The organism is Jeotgalicoccus sp. FSL K6-3177, assembly GCF_038050175.1.
GTDB classification, from domain to species: Bacteria; Bacillota; Bacilli; order Staphylococcales; family Salinicoccaceae; genus Jeotgalicoccus; species Jeotgalicoccus nanhaiensis.
The window spans coordinates 264,332-279,069 of the sequence record NZ_JBBOSK010000001.1; the positions used below are offsets into that span (position 1 = coordinate 264,332).

Consider the following 14,738-nt stretch of genomic DNA (forward strand, 5'->3'; position numbering starts at 1 on the left):
ATCTCCTGGTTAATTATTGTACTCTGTCTTCCAAGAACGTAGAAACACCCGGTCCAAGCGGTAAGCCTGTGAAGTAGAACACTCCGAGCAGGATAATCCATGCAAGCAGGAATACTAATGAATACGGCAGCATAAGTGACATATAAGTTCCGATACTTGCATTTTTATCATAACGCTTCATAAACGCCAAAATAATAACCATATAAGGGAACAGCGGTGTAATAATATTTATAGATGAATCAGCAATACGGTAAGCAGCCTGTGTAAAGGCTGGATCGTAACCAAGCTGCATGAACATTGGAACAAATATAGGTGCTTCAATTGCCCATTTAGCAGAACCTGATGTAATCAGGAAGTTCAGAAGTGCGGTAAAAATAACGTAGCCGATAATTAATCCGATTCCTGTAAATTCTACGCTTTCAAGGAACTCAGCCCCATTCACTGCAAGCCAAGTACCAAGGTTGCTCCAGTTAAAGTAAGCGATAAATTGAGCAATTGCAAATACGAGAACAATATAACCTGCCATATCTTTAATTGATTCGGTCATATAATATGTTGCGTCTTTTGTCGATTTAATCTTGCCGGTAGGGATACCGAACGCAATTCCGATTAAAATAAAGAAGATGAGTATAATCGGTACAATACCGTCGATGAATGGTGACGGTATAATACCGCCTTCTTCATTGGTCAGCGGACTATTCGGAAGGAGAATAACTGCGATAATAACAGTCCAGTAAACAACACCTGTTACTATTGCAGCTATCAAACCCTTTTGAGCGTTTGGCAGTTCCTCTGAATCTTCTTCCTCAATACCTTCGCCCTTATATTCTCCGAGACGCGGCTCGACAAAACGCGATGTCAAGAGACCCCCGATAATTGTGAGCATAAATACGGAAATGATATTAAAGTACCAGTTATCAACCGGTGTAATTACGATTGTGTCATCAATTAAACGAGCTGCTTCTGTCGAAATGCCGGATAAAAGTACATCTGTCCCTGCAATGAATAAGTTTGCGGTAAAACCAGCGCCCGCACCGGCGAAACCTGCAGCAAGCCCTGCAAGTGGATGTCTGCCGAGTTTATAGAAAACCAGCGCCCCGAGCGGAGGAATAATAACCGCAGCAGCATCTGATGCGAGGTTCCCCATAATACCGACGAACACCACTGTATATGTAACTAAAAACGGCGGTGATTTTAAAATTGTTTTACGGATAGCATAATCGAGCAGGCCAACTTTCTCAGCTAGTCCGATACCGAGCATCATCGACAATACAAGACCGAGCGGTGCAAATCCTGTAAAGTTGTCGAGCATCGAAGTCAGTATAAACTGCAGCCCTTCTCCGGAAATTAAACTGTTAATCGGTAACTCTTCTCCGTTCCCCGGATGTATTACCGAGGCGTCAAACAGGCTGAATACCCATGATATTACAATAATTAAAAATGCCAGGCCGAGAAATAGTGCAAATGGATCTGGCAGCTTATTGCCGACGCGTTCAACGACGTCTAAGAATTTTTGGAAAAATCCTTTTCTCTCTGTTTTGTCTGTCAATGAAAACCCTCCCATAATATGTTACATTTTTATCCCTGATATAATTAAGTGTAATTATAAACAGGATATAAAGAGTTTACATAAATTTCAGTTAATTGTCTATGCAGTTTTTCTTCAGTCAGAAGGCCAAATGATTTTAATATACTTATAGTTTCGTTTTTATTATACTTATAAATATAGACGGAAAACGGCAAACAGTAGGAGGCAGGACATGAAAATTGCATATATCGTTGACAGTACTGCGAGTTTATCAGATGAACTGGCAGGCCGTTCAGATGTATTTCAGGTACATTTATCTGTAACATTCAAAGACGGAACGATTTTTAAAGATACAACGGACGAAGCGGCGCTTAAATCATTTTATCAGCGTCTGGCGACAGAAAAGGAAATTCCAAAATCATCACAGCCGCAGGTCGGTGAATATTATGAAGTTGTTGATCAAATAATTTCAAAAGGCTACGATACAATCATCGCTATTCATATCGGCAAAGGCATCAGCGGAACGTATCAGAGCGCTCAGATGGTTTTAAATGAATATAAAGAAGAAGGTAAAATAGATTATCATCTCATAGATTCCAACGGTACATCTTATATCATAGAACATCTTCTCGAACAGACAATCGAACAGATTGAGAAAGGAACCGCCGTGGAAGAGGCTGTCGGAAAAATTGAAAACCTGGTTAAAGTCAGCCAGATATATCTAGTTGTGGATGATTTGAATTACCTTGTCAGAGGCGGCAGACTTGGAGCGGGAAGCGCCTTTATAGGCAGTCTCTTTAAAATTAAACCGATTGTATATTTTGCTGAAGACGGCAAAGTGAAACCATTTGACAAAGTGCGGACGAACAGCCGTGTTATTAAATTGTGGGAATCAATTATTGAAGAAGCAATGGACAAGTTCAACGGCAAGATTAAAATTGCGATTGCTCACGGAGACATTGCAGAAGAAGCTCAGCAGATTAAAAAAAGATTTGAAAATATGTATCCGGGCATCAGCTGCCGGGTCGGCTATTTAACACCTGCACTTGGTGTGCACGGCGGTATCGGCAGTAAGGGTCTCGGCATTCTGCCGTATTTAAACTAAAATGAATTACCGGAGTTCCTATGAAAATAGGGACTTTTTTTAATACTTATAAAGAGGTGGAAGCGATGAACGGACGAAAACTGATGAAAGATTATTTTGATGAAGATCTTGCGAAACATTATGCCGAGGATATCGGCCGCGTCTATCCGGATTTTGACAGTGACAGTTTTATTAAAGAAACAGTAATGGAAATTGAAGGCGGACGCATGTCTGAAAGAATTGAAGTATTCTCAAAACAGCTTAAGTATTATCTCCCGGATGATTATATCGAAGCAACAGAGATTATTATAGAAGTACTCGGTCTCGAAAATGATAAATTTTACTTTCCGTTTGAAGAAATGTATTACTACAGGGCATTGTCAAAGTTTGTTGAAACATACGGGCTCGATTATTTTGACCAGTCAATGAAAGCGATAGAGGAAATTACGAAACGCGATACAGCGGAATTTGCCATCCGTCCTTTTATAAGAAAAGATTACGATAAAGTTGAAGCAGTATTCAAGGTTTGGGGAAAAAGTGATAACGCTCATTTAAGAAGGCTAGTGACAGAAGGTACAAGACCCCGTCTGCCGTGGGCAAAAAAACTTCCTTTTTTAAGAGATGATATACAGGAAAACTTCAGACTGCTGCAGCCATTTCTGAATGATCCGTCGAGATACGTTGAAAAATCGGTGGCGAATCATCTAAATGATATATCTAAATACTATCCTGAAGAAGTGATAGCTTTTCTTAAAGAAAATATTAGTGAAACATCTCCTTTCATTGTAAGAAGAGCCCTCCGAACGCTGAAGAAGCTTGAGCAGGACGAAGCGCTTGACCTCCTGCAGCAGTTAAAATAAAGATTCTTTCTTTTTAATCATCCTTTAATTATTGTTTAACTTTCCCTTAGCCGAGGGCGGATATACTGTAAGTAACAAATGAAACATACCGCACAAATACAGCGGAAAAATTTTGGAGGATGATTGACATGAAATTGAATAAGAATCTTTTAGCTGGCGGCGTACTGGCATCAGTCTTAGTTTTAGGAGCATGCGGTGCAAATACAACGGCAAGTGCCGATGATATGGAATGGGAAACTGAAGAAAGTAACGGCTCAGTCACAGTCAGAGACAACGCTGAAACAGAATTAAGTACAACAGCCCAGGAAGCGGTGGACAAAGCACTTAAAGAATTCGAGGGGACAGTTACAGATGTTGAATACGATGAAGATGAGGGCGTCTATTACTATGACATAGAAATTGAAAACGGTCATGAAGATTTTGAAGTGAAACTGAATGCAGAAGATCTGAGCATTATTGAACAGGATCTGGACCGTGATGAAGAAGATAACGGCAATGAAATGAAGACAGAAGAGAAAAACAGTAAACAATCAGCCGGCTCGAATAGCAGTGTAAAACTTTCAGATGCATTTAAAGACGACAAATCATTTGAAGCCATCGAAGCAGCCCAAAAAAGATTTGACGGTATTTTAGAAGAAGTCAGCTACGATGAAGATGATGGTGTGTATTATTACGAAGTAAAACTTGAAAACAAAAATGAAGAATACGAAGTGAAGCTGAAAGCAGATGATTTGTCAGTCCTTGAAGAAGAGCATGACAATGATAATAACGAGCGCGGATTCAAACGTCTGGAAGCAGCACAAACAGAAAAAATCATTTCATTGAAACAGGCAAGAGAGGCCGCCCTGGAAGCTGCGGATGGTGAAATTGAACAATGGGAATACGATGCGGACGACTTTAAATATGAGTTTGAAATTGATGATTACGAAGTGAAGATTAATGCAAAAACAGGTGATGTTACAGAGATTGATGACTAATTTATAACGCCCTCCGGGGCGTTATTTTATCATTCATAAATACAGATGCAGCACGCTTACATGATATAATTACAAGCACCAACAAACATTGTGAGGCGATATCATGGAAAAGATATTGATAGTGGAAGATGATGAGAAAATTGCACGTGTTATTCAGCTTGAATTGGAATTTGAAGGTTATATAACAGATATAGCATATACAGGAAAAGAAGCGCTGGAAAAGTATGAAACAGGCGGCTTTTCACTGATGCTGCTCGATGTCATGATACCGGAACTGAACGGGCTGGAAGTGCTGAGAAGAATCAGACAGAAAAATTCTGATATTAAAATAATAATGCTCACTGCAAGGGACGCTGTGATGGATAAAGTCAGCGGGCTTGATTCAGGAGCTAATGATTATATGACAAAACCATTTGAGGTGGAGGAATTGCTTGCACGAATCCGTGTGCATCTGAAATCGGCAGCGGCAGGCGAAGTGAAGACAGAAAGTATTAAATACCGCCATCTTGAAATCCGTCCTCTAGCAAGAGAAGTGTACAGTAACGGCGCAGCAGTCTATTTAACACAGAAGGAGTACGATGTGCTGCTTTATCTTATAAATAATAAAAACCACGCGCTGTCCCGCGATCAAATCATCGATGCAGTATGGGGATATGATTACTTTGGCGATACGAATACGGTGGATGTTTACGTGCGGTATATTCGTAAGAAGCTGGATACAGACAAACCATCAATCATTTCCAGTGTGCGCGGCATTGGTTATATTATTAAGGATTAGTTTATGAAACTTGGGACGAAAATACAGTTATATACGACGGTAATGATTGCTATTGTTGTAGTGCTGACTAACTTATTAATTTACTTCGCCTATAAACATTATTCGCTGGAAGCGGAAATGGGACAGCTCGAAAATCGCGGCAATAATATAATTACTGAAATCCAGCAGGCAAAAGAGAATGGTATCAGCGGCGAAACTGTCCTGCAGTATTTCTCGCTCTCAGACGGCTATATTACGATGCTGAATGCACAGGAAAAGCCTATCGTCAGAATTGCTACAGAAGAAAGCTATCTCGATCTCGGCCGTTCGTACAGTACGTCGCAGTATACGGATACAGTGTCGTTTAAGGGTGAGAATTTTGTCATGATATCTATGCCGGTCATTTGGGAAAACGGTGAAGTGCACAGCTTGCAAATATATGAGAATGTATATTTTTTATATGATACTTATAATATTTTAAAGTGGATTTTAATCATTTCAACTGCCGTTCTGCTGCTGCTTGTCTTCGTTTTAAATCAGTTCATTACCAATCTGATTACGAACCCGATTAAAAAGCTCGTAAAAAGAATGAATGATACAGAAAACGTACGGCGTTATAAAACTATACCGGTCAATAAATCTGATACTCTGGAATTGAAAATGCTGACCGATTCATATAACGATATGATGATGACTTTAAAAGCGCATGATGATAATCAGCAGGCTTTTATCATGAATGCATCACATGAATTAAAAACACCACTGACAGTAATCAGTTCATATGCAAGTATGCTGGAACGTTTCGGTAAAACCCGTGAAGATTTGCTGGATGAAGGAATCACCGCAATTTCGGAAGAAACGGCACGCATGAAATATTTAACGGAACAATTCTTGAGTTTTACAAAAGTAACGCATAGCGATACAAATCAAGATAAGGAGTATGTTCCTGCAGTGAAGCTGATTGAGAGCGTTGCGTCACGTCTTGAAAAAGTGTTTAAACGCAATATTAATATCGACTCCGGCGGTAAGAATCCTTATGTTTATGTTAATCCGCCGGCATTCGAACAGCTGCTGCGCATATTTTTGGATAATGCGTATAAGTACAGCAGTGACGATATAGATGTCAATATCGATGAAACGGATAAATCGATTATTATTGCTGTGACAGATTACGGTATCGGAATACCGAAAGAAGATTTAAACGAAATTTTTACCCGTTTTTACCGGGTGGATAAAGCCCGTACTAGAAAAACAGGGGGTTCGGGCCTCGGTTTATCAATAGCAAAACAGCTGGCAGAGAATAATGATATTGAGATATCGGCTGAGAGTATTTTTACAGAAGGATCAACATTCACATTAACGATGAAAAAGGAGGCTGACAATGACGAAGCGGAGTAAATTTGTAATTGCGTTCTCAGGACTCATGGCGGGTATTGTTATAGGTGTCCTGTGGGTAACCTTAAATCAGCAGGATTTTATCTCCGAAGATGAAGCACGCGCTGTTGTTACAGAACGTTACGGCGGATCTGTTGAAACGGTATCGCTGTCAGACGACGACCGTTATTTTGTGATTAACTTGAAAGGTAAATCGGCGACGCACAGTATTACTGTGGATCGTGAAGATTCGAGTGTACAGGATATTCAAACAGTGGCTGAACATCCGGAAACTGAAAAAACTGTTCAGGAAGATAAAGAAAAAGAGCAGGTGCAGAGAGAAGAACAAACAGAAGATAAAAAAGAAACTGAACAGCCGGAGGAAGACACAGAGCTGACAGTTGAAGAAGCTGTAGAGATTGCAGCAGCAGAAGTCGGCGGTATAAATGTTTACTCGACGTGGAGCGGTGAAGGAGACACCCGAGAGTACTATATTCTGCAGCTGGTTAATGATGATGATGAAGGCGCCTTGATTACAGTCAATGCTGTCACAGGTATCGTTGATAAAGTTATATGGCTCGAAATAGATGATGATTATGAAGAGATGGAGCAGCTGGTCTATGAGGCAGCTGAATACGCAGCTATGTACGATAGCAGATATATCGAATTCGACGATGATTATTTTGAAGACTAGTACATTCGTTGACAGAGATGTTGATAAGTTATATAATTTGATGGATTTGAAGCCCCTGAGGAGTAATATCATGACGAGAATGGAAGAAAGTTTAAAAGCATTTGTCGGTATTAAAAGAACAAATGATATTTTGGAGAAGTTGGTAAAGAATGATGCACAGCAGTACGGACTGAATATCAGCGAGTTTGCAGTCCTGGAACTTTTATATAATAAAGGTCCCCAGCCGATTAACCGCATTCAGGAACGGATATTGATTGCAAATTCAAGTACGACTTATATACTGGATAAGCTGCAGCAAAAAGGCTATATAATCCGGAAACGTGATGAGAATGACAGACGCAGTATGAAAGCGGCATTGACTGAAGAAGGAGAAAGCCTGATTGCACGGATTTTCCCTGCACACAGCGAACTTCTTGCAGGTTTGTTTACTGCCTTAAGTGACGAAGAGCTGAGTGCCTTCAGAGAGATGCTGAAAAAAATCAGTGCCAGTGCGCACAGCAGCAATTAAAAATACGGGGTTATTCGAGCGGTACACAAACGTGTACCGCTTTTTTTATATTCCAAACTGTTCTATAGTAATAATAATATTAAAATGAAGGAATGTGTGATTATGCTGGAACGACTAGAGAAAGATGAGTTTGAACAATTATATACATTGATGACGGATTCATTTCCGCCGTCGGAAATAAGAAATTTTAAAAGACAGCAGATGCTGCTGGATAAGCCGGATTATAACGTTTATGTATTGCGTGAAAATGGCGAAATACTGGCGTTCTTTGCAGAATGGGCCAGTCCAAAATACCGCTTCTTAGAACATCTCGCAGTGAATGAAAAACATCGTTCACGAGGTCTCGGTTCAAAAACGCTTCAGGCATATACCGGTATGAGCAGTAAACCTGTTGTCCTCGAAGTGGAACCGCCTGAAGATGAAATACAGAGACGCCGCGTAAAATTTTATGAGAGAAATGGTTTTAATTTATCCTCTTACAGTTATATTCAGCCTGTAATTAATGAAGGCTACGATACTGTCCCGCTCGTCATGATGACATATCCGGAGCCGCTCGATAACAGTACGCTTGAAGAAATTCAAGACTGGCTCGATCAGACTGTTTACAAATCGTAATTAAAAGTTTAACGGGGGATGGAAATGGATTTTATAGAACGGGGAACTAAAAGTTATAAACAGACAGCACTCGCTTTTTTCGCCGCAGGCTTTAATACATTTGCGATACTCTATGTAGTGCAGCCGATTCTGCCTGACTTAACTGCTTACTATGGTGTCACTCCGACAGCTGCAAGTTTATCGCTTTCCGTAACAACATTTACTCTCGCAGTCAGCATGCTGATTTTCGGTTCTATTTCAGAAGCAGTAGGACGGAAAAATATTATGATAGCATCAATGCTGGCTGCTTCGGTCCTATGTATACTTACTGCCTTCAGTCCGACATTCAGCTCATTAATTGTTATGCGGGCAGTGCAGGGGGTGGCGCTTGCCGGTCTGCCGTCTATTGCGATGGCTTATCTTGGAGAAGAAATTCATCCGCGGAGCCTTCCGGGTGCGATGGGATTATACATAAGCGGAAATGCTCTCGGTGCAGTATTTGGCCGTGTTTTTTCAGGTGTAACAGCAGGATTATGGGGATGGCAGTATGGTCTGATTGGCGTCGGTGCAGTCGGTCTGTTTGCAGCATTTATTTTCTGGTATGCATTGTCTCCTTCCAAGCATTTCGTGAAGAGAGATTTCAATGTTAAAGAACTTCTTAAATCACTGACCAGCCACATGAAAAACCCGCTGCTGCTTATTTTATTTATAATGGGTTTTCTGCTTCTCGGAACAAATGTTTCTCTTTATAATTATGTTTCATTCGTGCTGATAGAAGATTATAATATCAGCCAGACCGTGGTCAGCTGGATTTATCTGATTTTTCTCGTGGGTGTTTTAAGTTCGATGTTTTCAGGAAATCTTGTTTACAGGTTTGGTAAAGTAGTTATGCTTTATGCGGGGATTATTGTTGCGATTACAGGGCTTGTTACAGTGCTCCTGCCATCTGTATGGATGATTATTGCCGGACTGATATTGTTTACGTTCGGGTTCTTTATCGCGCATTCGCTCACGAGCGGCTGGGTCGGGAATATTGCACACAGCAATAAAGCCCAGGCATCATCACTCTACCTGTTTTTCTATTATACTGGTTCTAGTGTAGGGGGGACGCTTGCGGGGGTATTCTGGATGCAGGGCGGCTGGCTTGGAGTTTCAATGATGAACATTGGATTTTTAACGTTATGTCTGATTTTGTTCATGCTGTTTTTGTATTTGCTGAAACGGAGAATATGGCATTTCAAATAAAAAAACGCCCTTATGGACGTTTTTTTATTTTATGAAAAATAACCTTTAATAGATTTTACTTCTAAAAATTCTTCTATGCCGTAATCGCCCCATTCACGTCCTATACCTGACTGCTTATAGCCGCCGAATGGTAAATTGCTCGGGCCTCCGCAATCATTAATACTGATTGTGCCCGCTTCGATGGAACGTGCAACATACTGAAGTTTTTCTTTGTTCTTGCCGACAACATAACCTGCAAGTCCGTAAACAGTGTCATTGGCAATGCGGATTGCTTCGTCTAAATCGTTATAAGTAATGACACTCATTACAGGGCCGAAAATCTCTTCCTGAGCAATAGTCATACTGTTATCAACATCGGTAAATATTGTCGGTTTAACGAAGTAGCCTGTATCGAGACCTTCTGGTTTCCCTGTACCGCCGTGATACAGTGTTGCGCCTTCTTCCTGTCCTTTTTGAATATAACTCTGCACTCTGTCGAACTGTTTTTTGCTGATAAGCGGACCGACTTCTATGCCTTCTGCTCTTGGATCACCGACATTTACAGTGCTGATTTTCTCTTTCAGTTTCTTTAAAAACTTATCTTTGAGTTCTGCCGGTACGAGTGTCCGGGTGCCGGCTGTACATACCTGACCGGTGTTTCTCACTACTCTGTTTACCGCAGAAGCTGCAGCATCATCCAAATCTGCATCATCCAGTACGATTAAAGGAGATTTACCGCCGAGCTCCAGAGCTACTTTTTTAAAGTCAGCTGCTGCTTTTTCCATAATACTTTTGCCTGCCCGTCCAGAACCGGTAAATGACATCATCCGGACATCGGGATGTTCACTGAGCGGTGTGCCAACGTTTTCGCCATCGCCGTTTACGAGATTGAAAACACCTTTAGGCACGCCGGCTGCCTGGAAAATCTCTGCTAAAATACATGCGGTAACCGGCGTCTCTTCACTTGGTTTTAAAACTACCGGAGAACCAGCTGCGAAGGCCGCTGATAATTTTAAGGCGGTTTGATTGGTCGGGAAGTTCCACGGTGTAATTAAACCAGCCACCCCGATACTTTCCTTCACAATGAGTGCATCGTCCCGCTGTTCTTCAAACTCAAATGTATCGAGTGTTTCTGCAGCAGTTCTGAAATGATTTAACCCAGCATTATAGTGGGAATTCTCAGAAACTGAGAGCGGCGAACCTAGTTCGTTTGTAATAGTTTCAATCAAGTCATCTTTCCGTTTCTCATATTCATCTGCAATACGTTCGAGCATTTCTCTGCGTTCCTTTACAGGAGTATTGCGGAATTTCAGATAAACGCTGTGTGCGGCAGCGACTGCTTTGTCGACATCTTCTGAGTTGCCGGCGGCAACAGTTGCAAATACCTCTTCAGTAGCCGGGTTAATAACCTCTATGGTTTTATTGTTTGCGCTGTCTGTCCATTCACCATTTATAAATTGCTGAGTATATTTAATCAAAGTGGAATCCTCCTAATTTTGTGTGTATCTGTATAGTTGTATTTATCCGGTAGAGCAGTTTTTCAAACAAAAAGGCATATTAAAAACCTGAAGAAAAATCTTCAGGCTGATTGTTTATTTACGGAATGTTGAAAGGAAACTCAGCGTGTTCAGACCGAACAGTCCGAGTGCTTTTTTACTTCCCTCATAACCGTGACCCGCTTTCAGATGTTTTAAGATAGCGACGCCGAGAACTGCGTTAATGAGGAACGTTCCGATACGTGTAAAAGTTTTCCCGAGGAACGACAGGAAAAGAAAAATTGAACCGACAGCTTCAAAATAGCCGGCGATTTTCATCTGGTCTTTGTTGACATTGAATTCCGATTCAAAATCTTCGCCGAGATTTCCTTCAGCTTTAATCTTATCGAGACCACCTTCAAATACTTTAGAACCTACATATAAATTAACGAGATATTTCAGCATATTCTGCCTCCTGAATTTTTTTTAAAATAGACAATTATTAATTATATGACCATTTTAACATAAGGATAAACATAAAATTGCAATAATTAAAATTGACTAAAAATTTTTCGTATGGTAACTTAATCTCATTGTAATTTCATGAAAGGCTTTTCATAAAATATACCATTATAGATAAATATTTGGGGGTTTTGACAATTGACGAGCTGATAGGCATTGGTCTTCTTCTGGTTATTTTAGTATTTTTCACTTTATTTACTCACTTTGCACCTTACGGTTCAAAAGTGATGGGTGCTTTTGCAGGTGCTGCAATCGCTACATATTTGGTTGAAGCTTTAAATACATTTGTTATTGGAGATCTTTTTGATCTCGAATTTTTCCAGACTGCTGGAACAGTGGCAGGAGGTCTGGATGGCACGATAGTAGTTATGCTTGTCTGTCTGGCTATGAAAGTTAACCCGGTAAACTCTGCAATCCTGGCCGCAGGATTTGGTGACATGGGACTGATTCCGGGGCTGTTTGCAGCATATATCGTATCATTTGGTGTACTTTGGCTGCAGCGGGTTATTCCTAAAGGACTCGACTTTATCATTGTAATTTTAATCGCTTTGCCGGTCATTCGTCTGCTGGGATTATTTATTACACCGCTTGTGGACAACTCACTGCTGGAGATTGGAACAATTATTCAGACTGCTACGGATACAAGTCCGCTGCTTATGGGGTTGATGCTCGGGGGTATTGTTACAGTAGTCGGGATTTCGCCGCTGAGCTCCATGGCATTAACTGCCCTGCTCGGACTGACAGGGGTGCCGATGGCAGTAGCTGCCTTATCCGCTTTCGCTTCTTCGCCAGCAAACGCGTGGCTCTTCTATAAACTTAAAATAGGAGATTTAAAATCGATTATTTCAGTAGCAATCGAGCCGCTTTCGAAGGCAGATCTGATTACTGCGAATCCTATACCTATGTACGTCACTAACTTTATAGGCGGCGGTTTATCGGGGATGGTTATTGCGATGTCGGGAATGGTAAATGATGCTCCCGGTACAGCAGCACCGGTGCCCGGATTGCTGGTAATGTTCGGTTATAATCCTGCAGTACAGGTTTTAACATATGCAGCAATATGTGCAGTGATCTCATTCCTTATTGCAGTAGCAGGTTCTTATGTATTCAGAAATACTAAAATTTATAACAGTGAAGTGCTTAAGGATTCATTATAAGAAGGCTGGAACAAAAGCTTTAAGACAATAAAAGAAATGGCTTGGAAATCTTGATTTTAAGACTTCCAAGCCATTTTTTATAGAATGAATTAGATTAATGACAGGTTACCGGATCAGTTGCTTGCTGCTAGAGTAATAGCTAGGTTTCCGGGGTTGGGATGATCAGGTCTCATGTGTATCCGCGGTCTGTAGGGTAGGTATGATCGGATCTCATATGTATCCGGAAGCTTCAGGATTGGCATGACAGAATCTCATAAGTATCCCAGCCGCTTTATACGGTAAAATGAATAGTATTATTACAATAATATATTTCATATTCACTTAATGCAAAAATTTATGTGCAGGAAAAATAAAAAAATTCAAGACTTTGAAAGTATTGTGACATATTAAACGATAAAGGGTAATGAGATGTAAATAATGTTATATTGGCAGTGAATCCATAGAGATATTAAAGGAGTGACTGTCTAATGGCAGACAAGATGGAAAAAGAAAAGAAGGGTTATAAGCCAGTCTGGATCATCGTTGCTTTTTTAGTTTTAGTAATTATTAACTTTTTACCTGCACCCGAAGCTCTCGGAGTTGTAGGACTTAGAGCATTGTCAGTTCTGGCATTCGCGGTAATCATGTGGGTAACTGAGGCTGTTAAATATCCAGTATCTGCGGTAATGATTGTCGGCCTGCTTATCATTTTACTTGGACTTTCACCGGTGCCGGCAAATGATATTGGTGCAGCACTTGATGTGCCGGATGGTACAGAACAATTCGGCACGAGCAACGCATTATCATTGGCCTTTTCAGGTTTTTCCAGTTCGGCTCTGGCACTTGTCGCAGCAGCCCTTTTCCTTGCGAGTGCCATGCAGATTACCAATCTGCATAAGCGTCTCGCGCTCTACGTACTGAGAATTGTAGGTAACAAAACTAATGCGATTGTTTTAGGTACGATACTGGTATCGATCTTACTCGCCTTTTTCGTTCCGTCAGCAACTGCACGGGCAGGCGCGGTCATACCTATTTTAATAGGGATGGTTGCAGCATTCGGTATGTCGAAAGACAGTAAGCTTGCCACCTTGTTAATCGTTACAGCTGTACAGGCAGTATCAATTTGGAATGTCGGCATCAAAACTGCCGCGGCGCAAAACCTTGTAGCCGTCGGATTTATTAATGAAGCGATGGGGCAGGATGTTTCATGGATTGATTGGTTTATCTATGCAGCACCGTTTTCAATTATAATGAGTATACTTCTGTACTTCGTAATGACGCGCTTCTTTAAAGCTGAAACTGATGAAATCAGCGGCGGCCGGGAGCTCATTGATAAAGAGCTTGCGGAACTTGGCCCGATTAAAGCAGTAGAATGGCGCTTAATTATAATCGCCACACTGCTGCTCATCTTTTGGGCTACAGAAGGTATATTACATCCGTTTGATTCATCTTCAGTTACGTTAATTGCCCTTGCACTTATGCTGTCTCCTAAAGTCGGTGTATTTACTTGGAAAGAAGTGGAGGGCACAATTAACTGGGGAACAATTATCGTATTTGCGATCGGGATATCGCTTGGTACTGTTCTGCTCCGAACAGGTGCAGCCCAATGGTTATCCGATGTAACATTCGGTGCGATGGGGCTCGATGCATTCCCGCTCGTGGCAGTCATTGCACTTGTTTCTGTATTTAACATTATTATTCACCTCGGATTTGCGAGCGCAACTTCACTTGCATCAGCCTTAATTCCGGTATTTATCGCGTTAACTACCACGCTTAATATGGGTGACGCATCACTCGGGTTTGTACTGGTTCAGCAATTTGTTATTTGTTTCGGATTCCTGCTGCCGGTAAGCGCACCGCAGAATATGCTTGCTTACGGAACAGGAACGTTTACAGTAAACGACCTATTGAAATCCGGTATCTTCCTTACAGTTGGGGGCTATCTGCTTATCATTCTTCTGTCTGCAACGTACTGGCAGTGGATTGGTTTGCTGTAAAAGAAATG

General features: G+C 41.1%; 14 protein-coding genes. 11 read left to right on the plus strand and 3 right to left on the minus strand.

Going from position 1 to position 14,738, the window contains the following annotated elements:
• Window positions 1–13: 13 nt before the first annotated feature.
• A complete protein-coding gene (locus MHH58_RS01295) occupies window positions 14–1,549 on the minus strand; it encodes an AbgT family transporter (RefSeq protein WP_341344811.1) in 1,536 nt (511 codons plus the stop codon).
• 211 nt (window positions 1,550–1,760) lie between these two features.
• Between MHH58_RS01295 and MHH58_RS01300 the strand changes: the two genes are divergently transcribed.
• The 9 genes from MHH58_RS01300 to MHH58_RS01340 all read left to right on the plus strand — a co-directional run bounded on the left by MHH58_RS01300 (window position 1,761) and on the right by MHH58_RS01340 (window position 9,621).
• Window positions 1,761–2,633 carry a DegV family protein gene (locus MHH58_RS01300; RefSeq protein ID WP_341344812.1) on the plus strand — a complete coding sequence of 291 codons (873 nt, stop codon included), beginning with the start codon at window positions 1,761–1,763 and terminating at the stop codon, window positions 2,631–2,633.
• Window positions 2,634–2,653: 20 nt separating this feature from the next.
• Entirely contained in the window at window positions 2,654–3,472 is an 819-nt protein-coding gene (locus MHH58_RS01305) for a DNA alkylation repair protein (RefSeq protein WP_341344813.1), read from the plus strand.
• Between the two features lie 128 nt (window positions 3,473–3,600).
• Window positions 3,601–4,449 carry a PepSY domain-containing protein gene (locus MHH58_RS01310; protein ID WP_341344814.1) on the plus strand — a complete coding sequence of 283 codons (849 nt, stop codon included), beginning with the start codon at window positions 3,601–3,603 and terminating at the stop codon, window positions 4,447–4,449.
• 103 nt (window positions 4,450–4,552) lie between these two features.
• Window positions 4,553–5,227 (plus strand): response regulator transcription factor, encoded by a 675-nt coding sequence (locus tag MHH58_RS01315; RefSeq protein WP_135097796.1) that lies wholly within the window; start codon window positions 4,553–4,555, stop codon window positions 5,225–5,227.
• Window positions 5,228–5,230: 3 nt separating this feature from the next.
• Window positions 5,231–6,604 (plus strand): sensor histidine kinase, encoded by a 1,374-nt coding sequence (locus MHH58_RS01320; protein WP_341344815.1) that lies wholly within the window; start codon window positions 5,231–5,233, stop codon window positions 6,602–6,604.
• Window positions 6,588–7,274 (plus strand): PepSY domain-containing protein, encoded by a 687-nt coding sequence (locus MHH58_RS01325; RefSeq protein WP_341344816.1) that lies wholly within the window; start codon window positions 6,588–6,590, stop codon window positions 7,272–7,274. The genes MHH58_RS01320 and MHH58_RS01325 overlap by 17 nt, the downstream gene beginning before the upstream one ends.
• Window positions 7,275–7,344: 70 nt before the next feature.
• Complete coding sequence (locus tag MHH58_RS01330) at window positions 7,345–7,782, plus strand: MarR family winged helix-turn-helix transcriptional regulator (protein ID WP_115884892.1); 438 nt, start codon at window positions 7,345–7,347, stop codon at window positions 7,780–7,782.
• 102 nt (window positions 7,783–7,884) lie between these two features.
• Window positions 7,885–8,397: a GNAT family N-acetyltransferase gene (locus tag MHH58_RS01335; RefSeq protein WP_341344817.1), complete on the plus strand. Its 513-nt coding sequence runs from the start codon at window positions 7,885–7,887 to the stop codon at window positions 8,395–8,397.
• A gap of 24 nt (window positions 8,398–8,421) precedes the next feature.
• The gene (locus tag MHH58_RS01340; protein ID WP_341344818.1) at window positions 8,422–9,621 is read left to right on the plus strand and encodes an MFS transporter; all 1,200 of its coding nucleotides are present in this window, start codon (window positions 8,422–8,424) and stop codon (window positions 9,619–9,621) included.
• A gap of 29 nt (window positions 9,622–9,650) precedes the next feature.
• Here MHH58_RS01340 and MHH58_RS01345 read toward each other — a convergent pair whose 3' ends face one another.
• Window positions 9,651–11,078 (minus strand): aldehyde dehydrogenase family protein, encoded by a 1,428-nt coding sequence (locus MHH58_RS01345; RefSeq protein ID WP_341344819.1) that lies wholly within the window; start codon window positions 11,076–11,078, stop codon window positions 9,651–9,653.
• A gap of 114 nt (window positions 11,079–11,192) precedes the next feature.
• The gene (locus MHH58_RS01350) at window positions 11,193–11,540 is read right to left on the minus strand and encodes a hypothetical protein (RefSeq protein ID WP_135097808.1); all 348 of its coding nucleotides are present in this window, start codon (window positions 11,538–11,540) and stop codon (window positions 11,193–11,195) included.
• A 194-nt stretch (window positions 11,541–11,734) separates the two neighbouring features.
• Between MHH58_RS01350 and MHH58_RS01355 the strand changes: the two genes are divergently transcribed.
• Window positions 11,735–12,754 carry a PTS sugar transporter subunit IIC gene (locus MHH58_RS01355; RefSeq protein ID WP_135097986.1) on the plus strand — a complete coding sequence of 340 codons (1,020 nt, stop codon included), beginning with the start codon at window positions 11,735–11,737 and terminating at the stop codon, window positions 12,752–12,754.
• Between the two features lie 467 nt (window positions 12,755–13,221).
• Window positions 13,222–14,730, plus strand: a complete 1,509-nt coding sequence (locus MHH58_RS01360) for an SLC13 family permease (RefSeq protein ID WP_341344820.1) — start codon at window positions 13,222–13,224, stop codon at window positions 14,728–14,730.
• The last annotated feature ends 8 nt before the right edge of the window (window positions 14,731–14,738 follow it).

Coding starts and splice junctions, on each gene's coding strand:
- MHH58_RS01325 (WP_341344816.1), top strand. CDS start 6,588: ATGACGAAGCGGAGTAAATTTGTAATTGCGTTCTCAGGACTCATGGCG.
- MHH58_RS01310 (WP_341344814.1), top strand. CDS start 3,601: ATGAAATTGAATAAGAATCTTTTAGCTGGCGGCGTACTGGCATCAGTC.
- MHH58_RS01340 (WP_341344818.1), top strand. CDS start 8,422: ATGGATTTTATAGAACGGGGAACTAAAAGTTATAAACAGACAGCACTC.
- MHH58_RS01305 (WP_341344813.1), top strand. CDS start 2,654: ATGAAAATAGGGACTTTTTTTAATACTTATAAAGAGGTGGAAGCGATG.
- MHH58_RS01300 (WP_341344812.1), top strand. CDS start 1,761: ATGAAAATTGCATATATCGTTGACAGTACTGCGAGTTTATCAGATGAA.
- MHH58_RS01315 (WP_135097796.1), top strand. CDS start 4,553: ATGGAAAAGATATTGATAGTGGAAGATGATGAGAAAATTGCACGTGTT.
- MHH58_RS01320 (WP_341344815.1), top strand. CDS start 5,231: ATGAAACTTGGGACGAAAATACAGTTATATACGACGGTAATGATTGCT.
- MHH58_RS01335 (WP_341344817.1), top strand. CDS start 7,885: ATGCTGGAACGACTAGAGAAAGATGAGTTTGAACAATTATATACATTG.
- MHH58_RS01330 (WP_115884892.1), top strand. CDS start 7,345: ATGACGAGAATGGAAGAAAGTTTAAAAGCATTTGTCGGTATTAAAAGA.
- MHH58_RS01360 (WP_341344820.1), top strand. CDS start 13,222: ATGGCAGACAAGATGGAAAAAGAAAAGAAGGGTTATAAGCCAGTCTGG.
- MHH58_RS01350 (WP_135097808.1), bottom strand. CDS start 11,540: ATGCTGAAATATCTCGTTAATTTATATGTAGGTTCTAAAGTATTTGAA.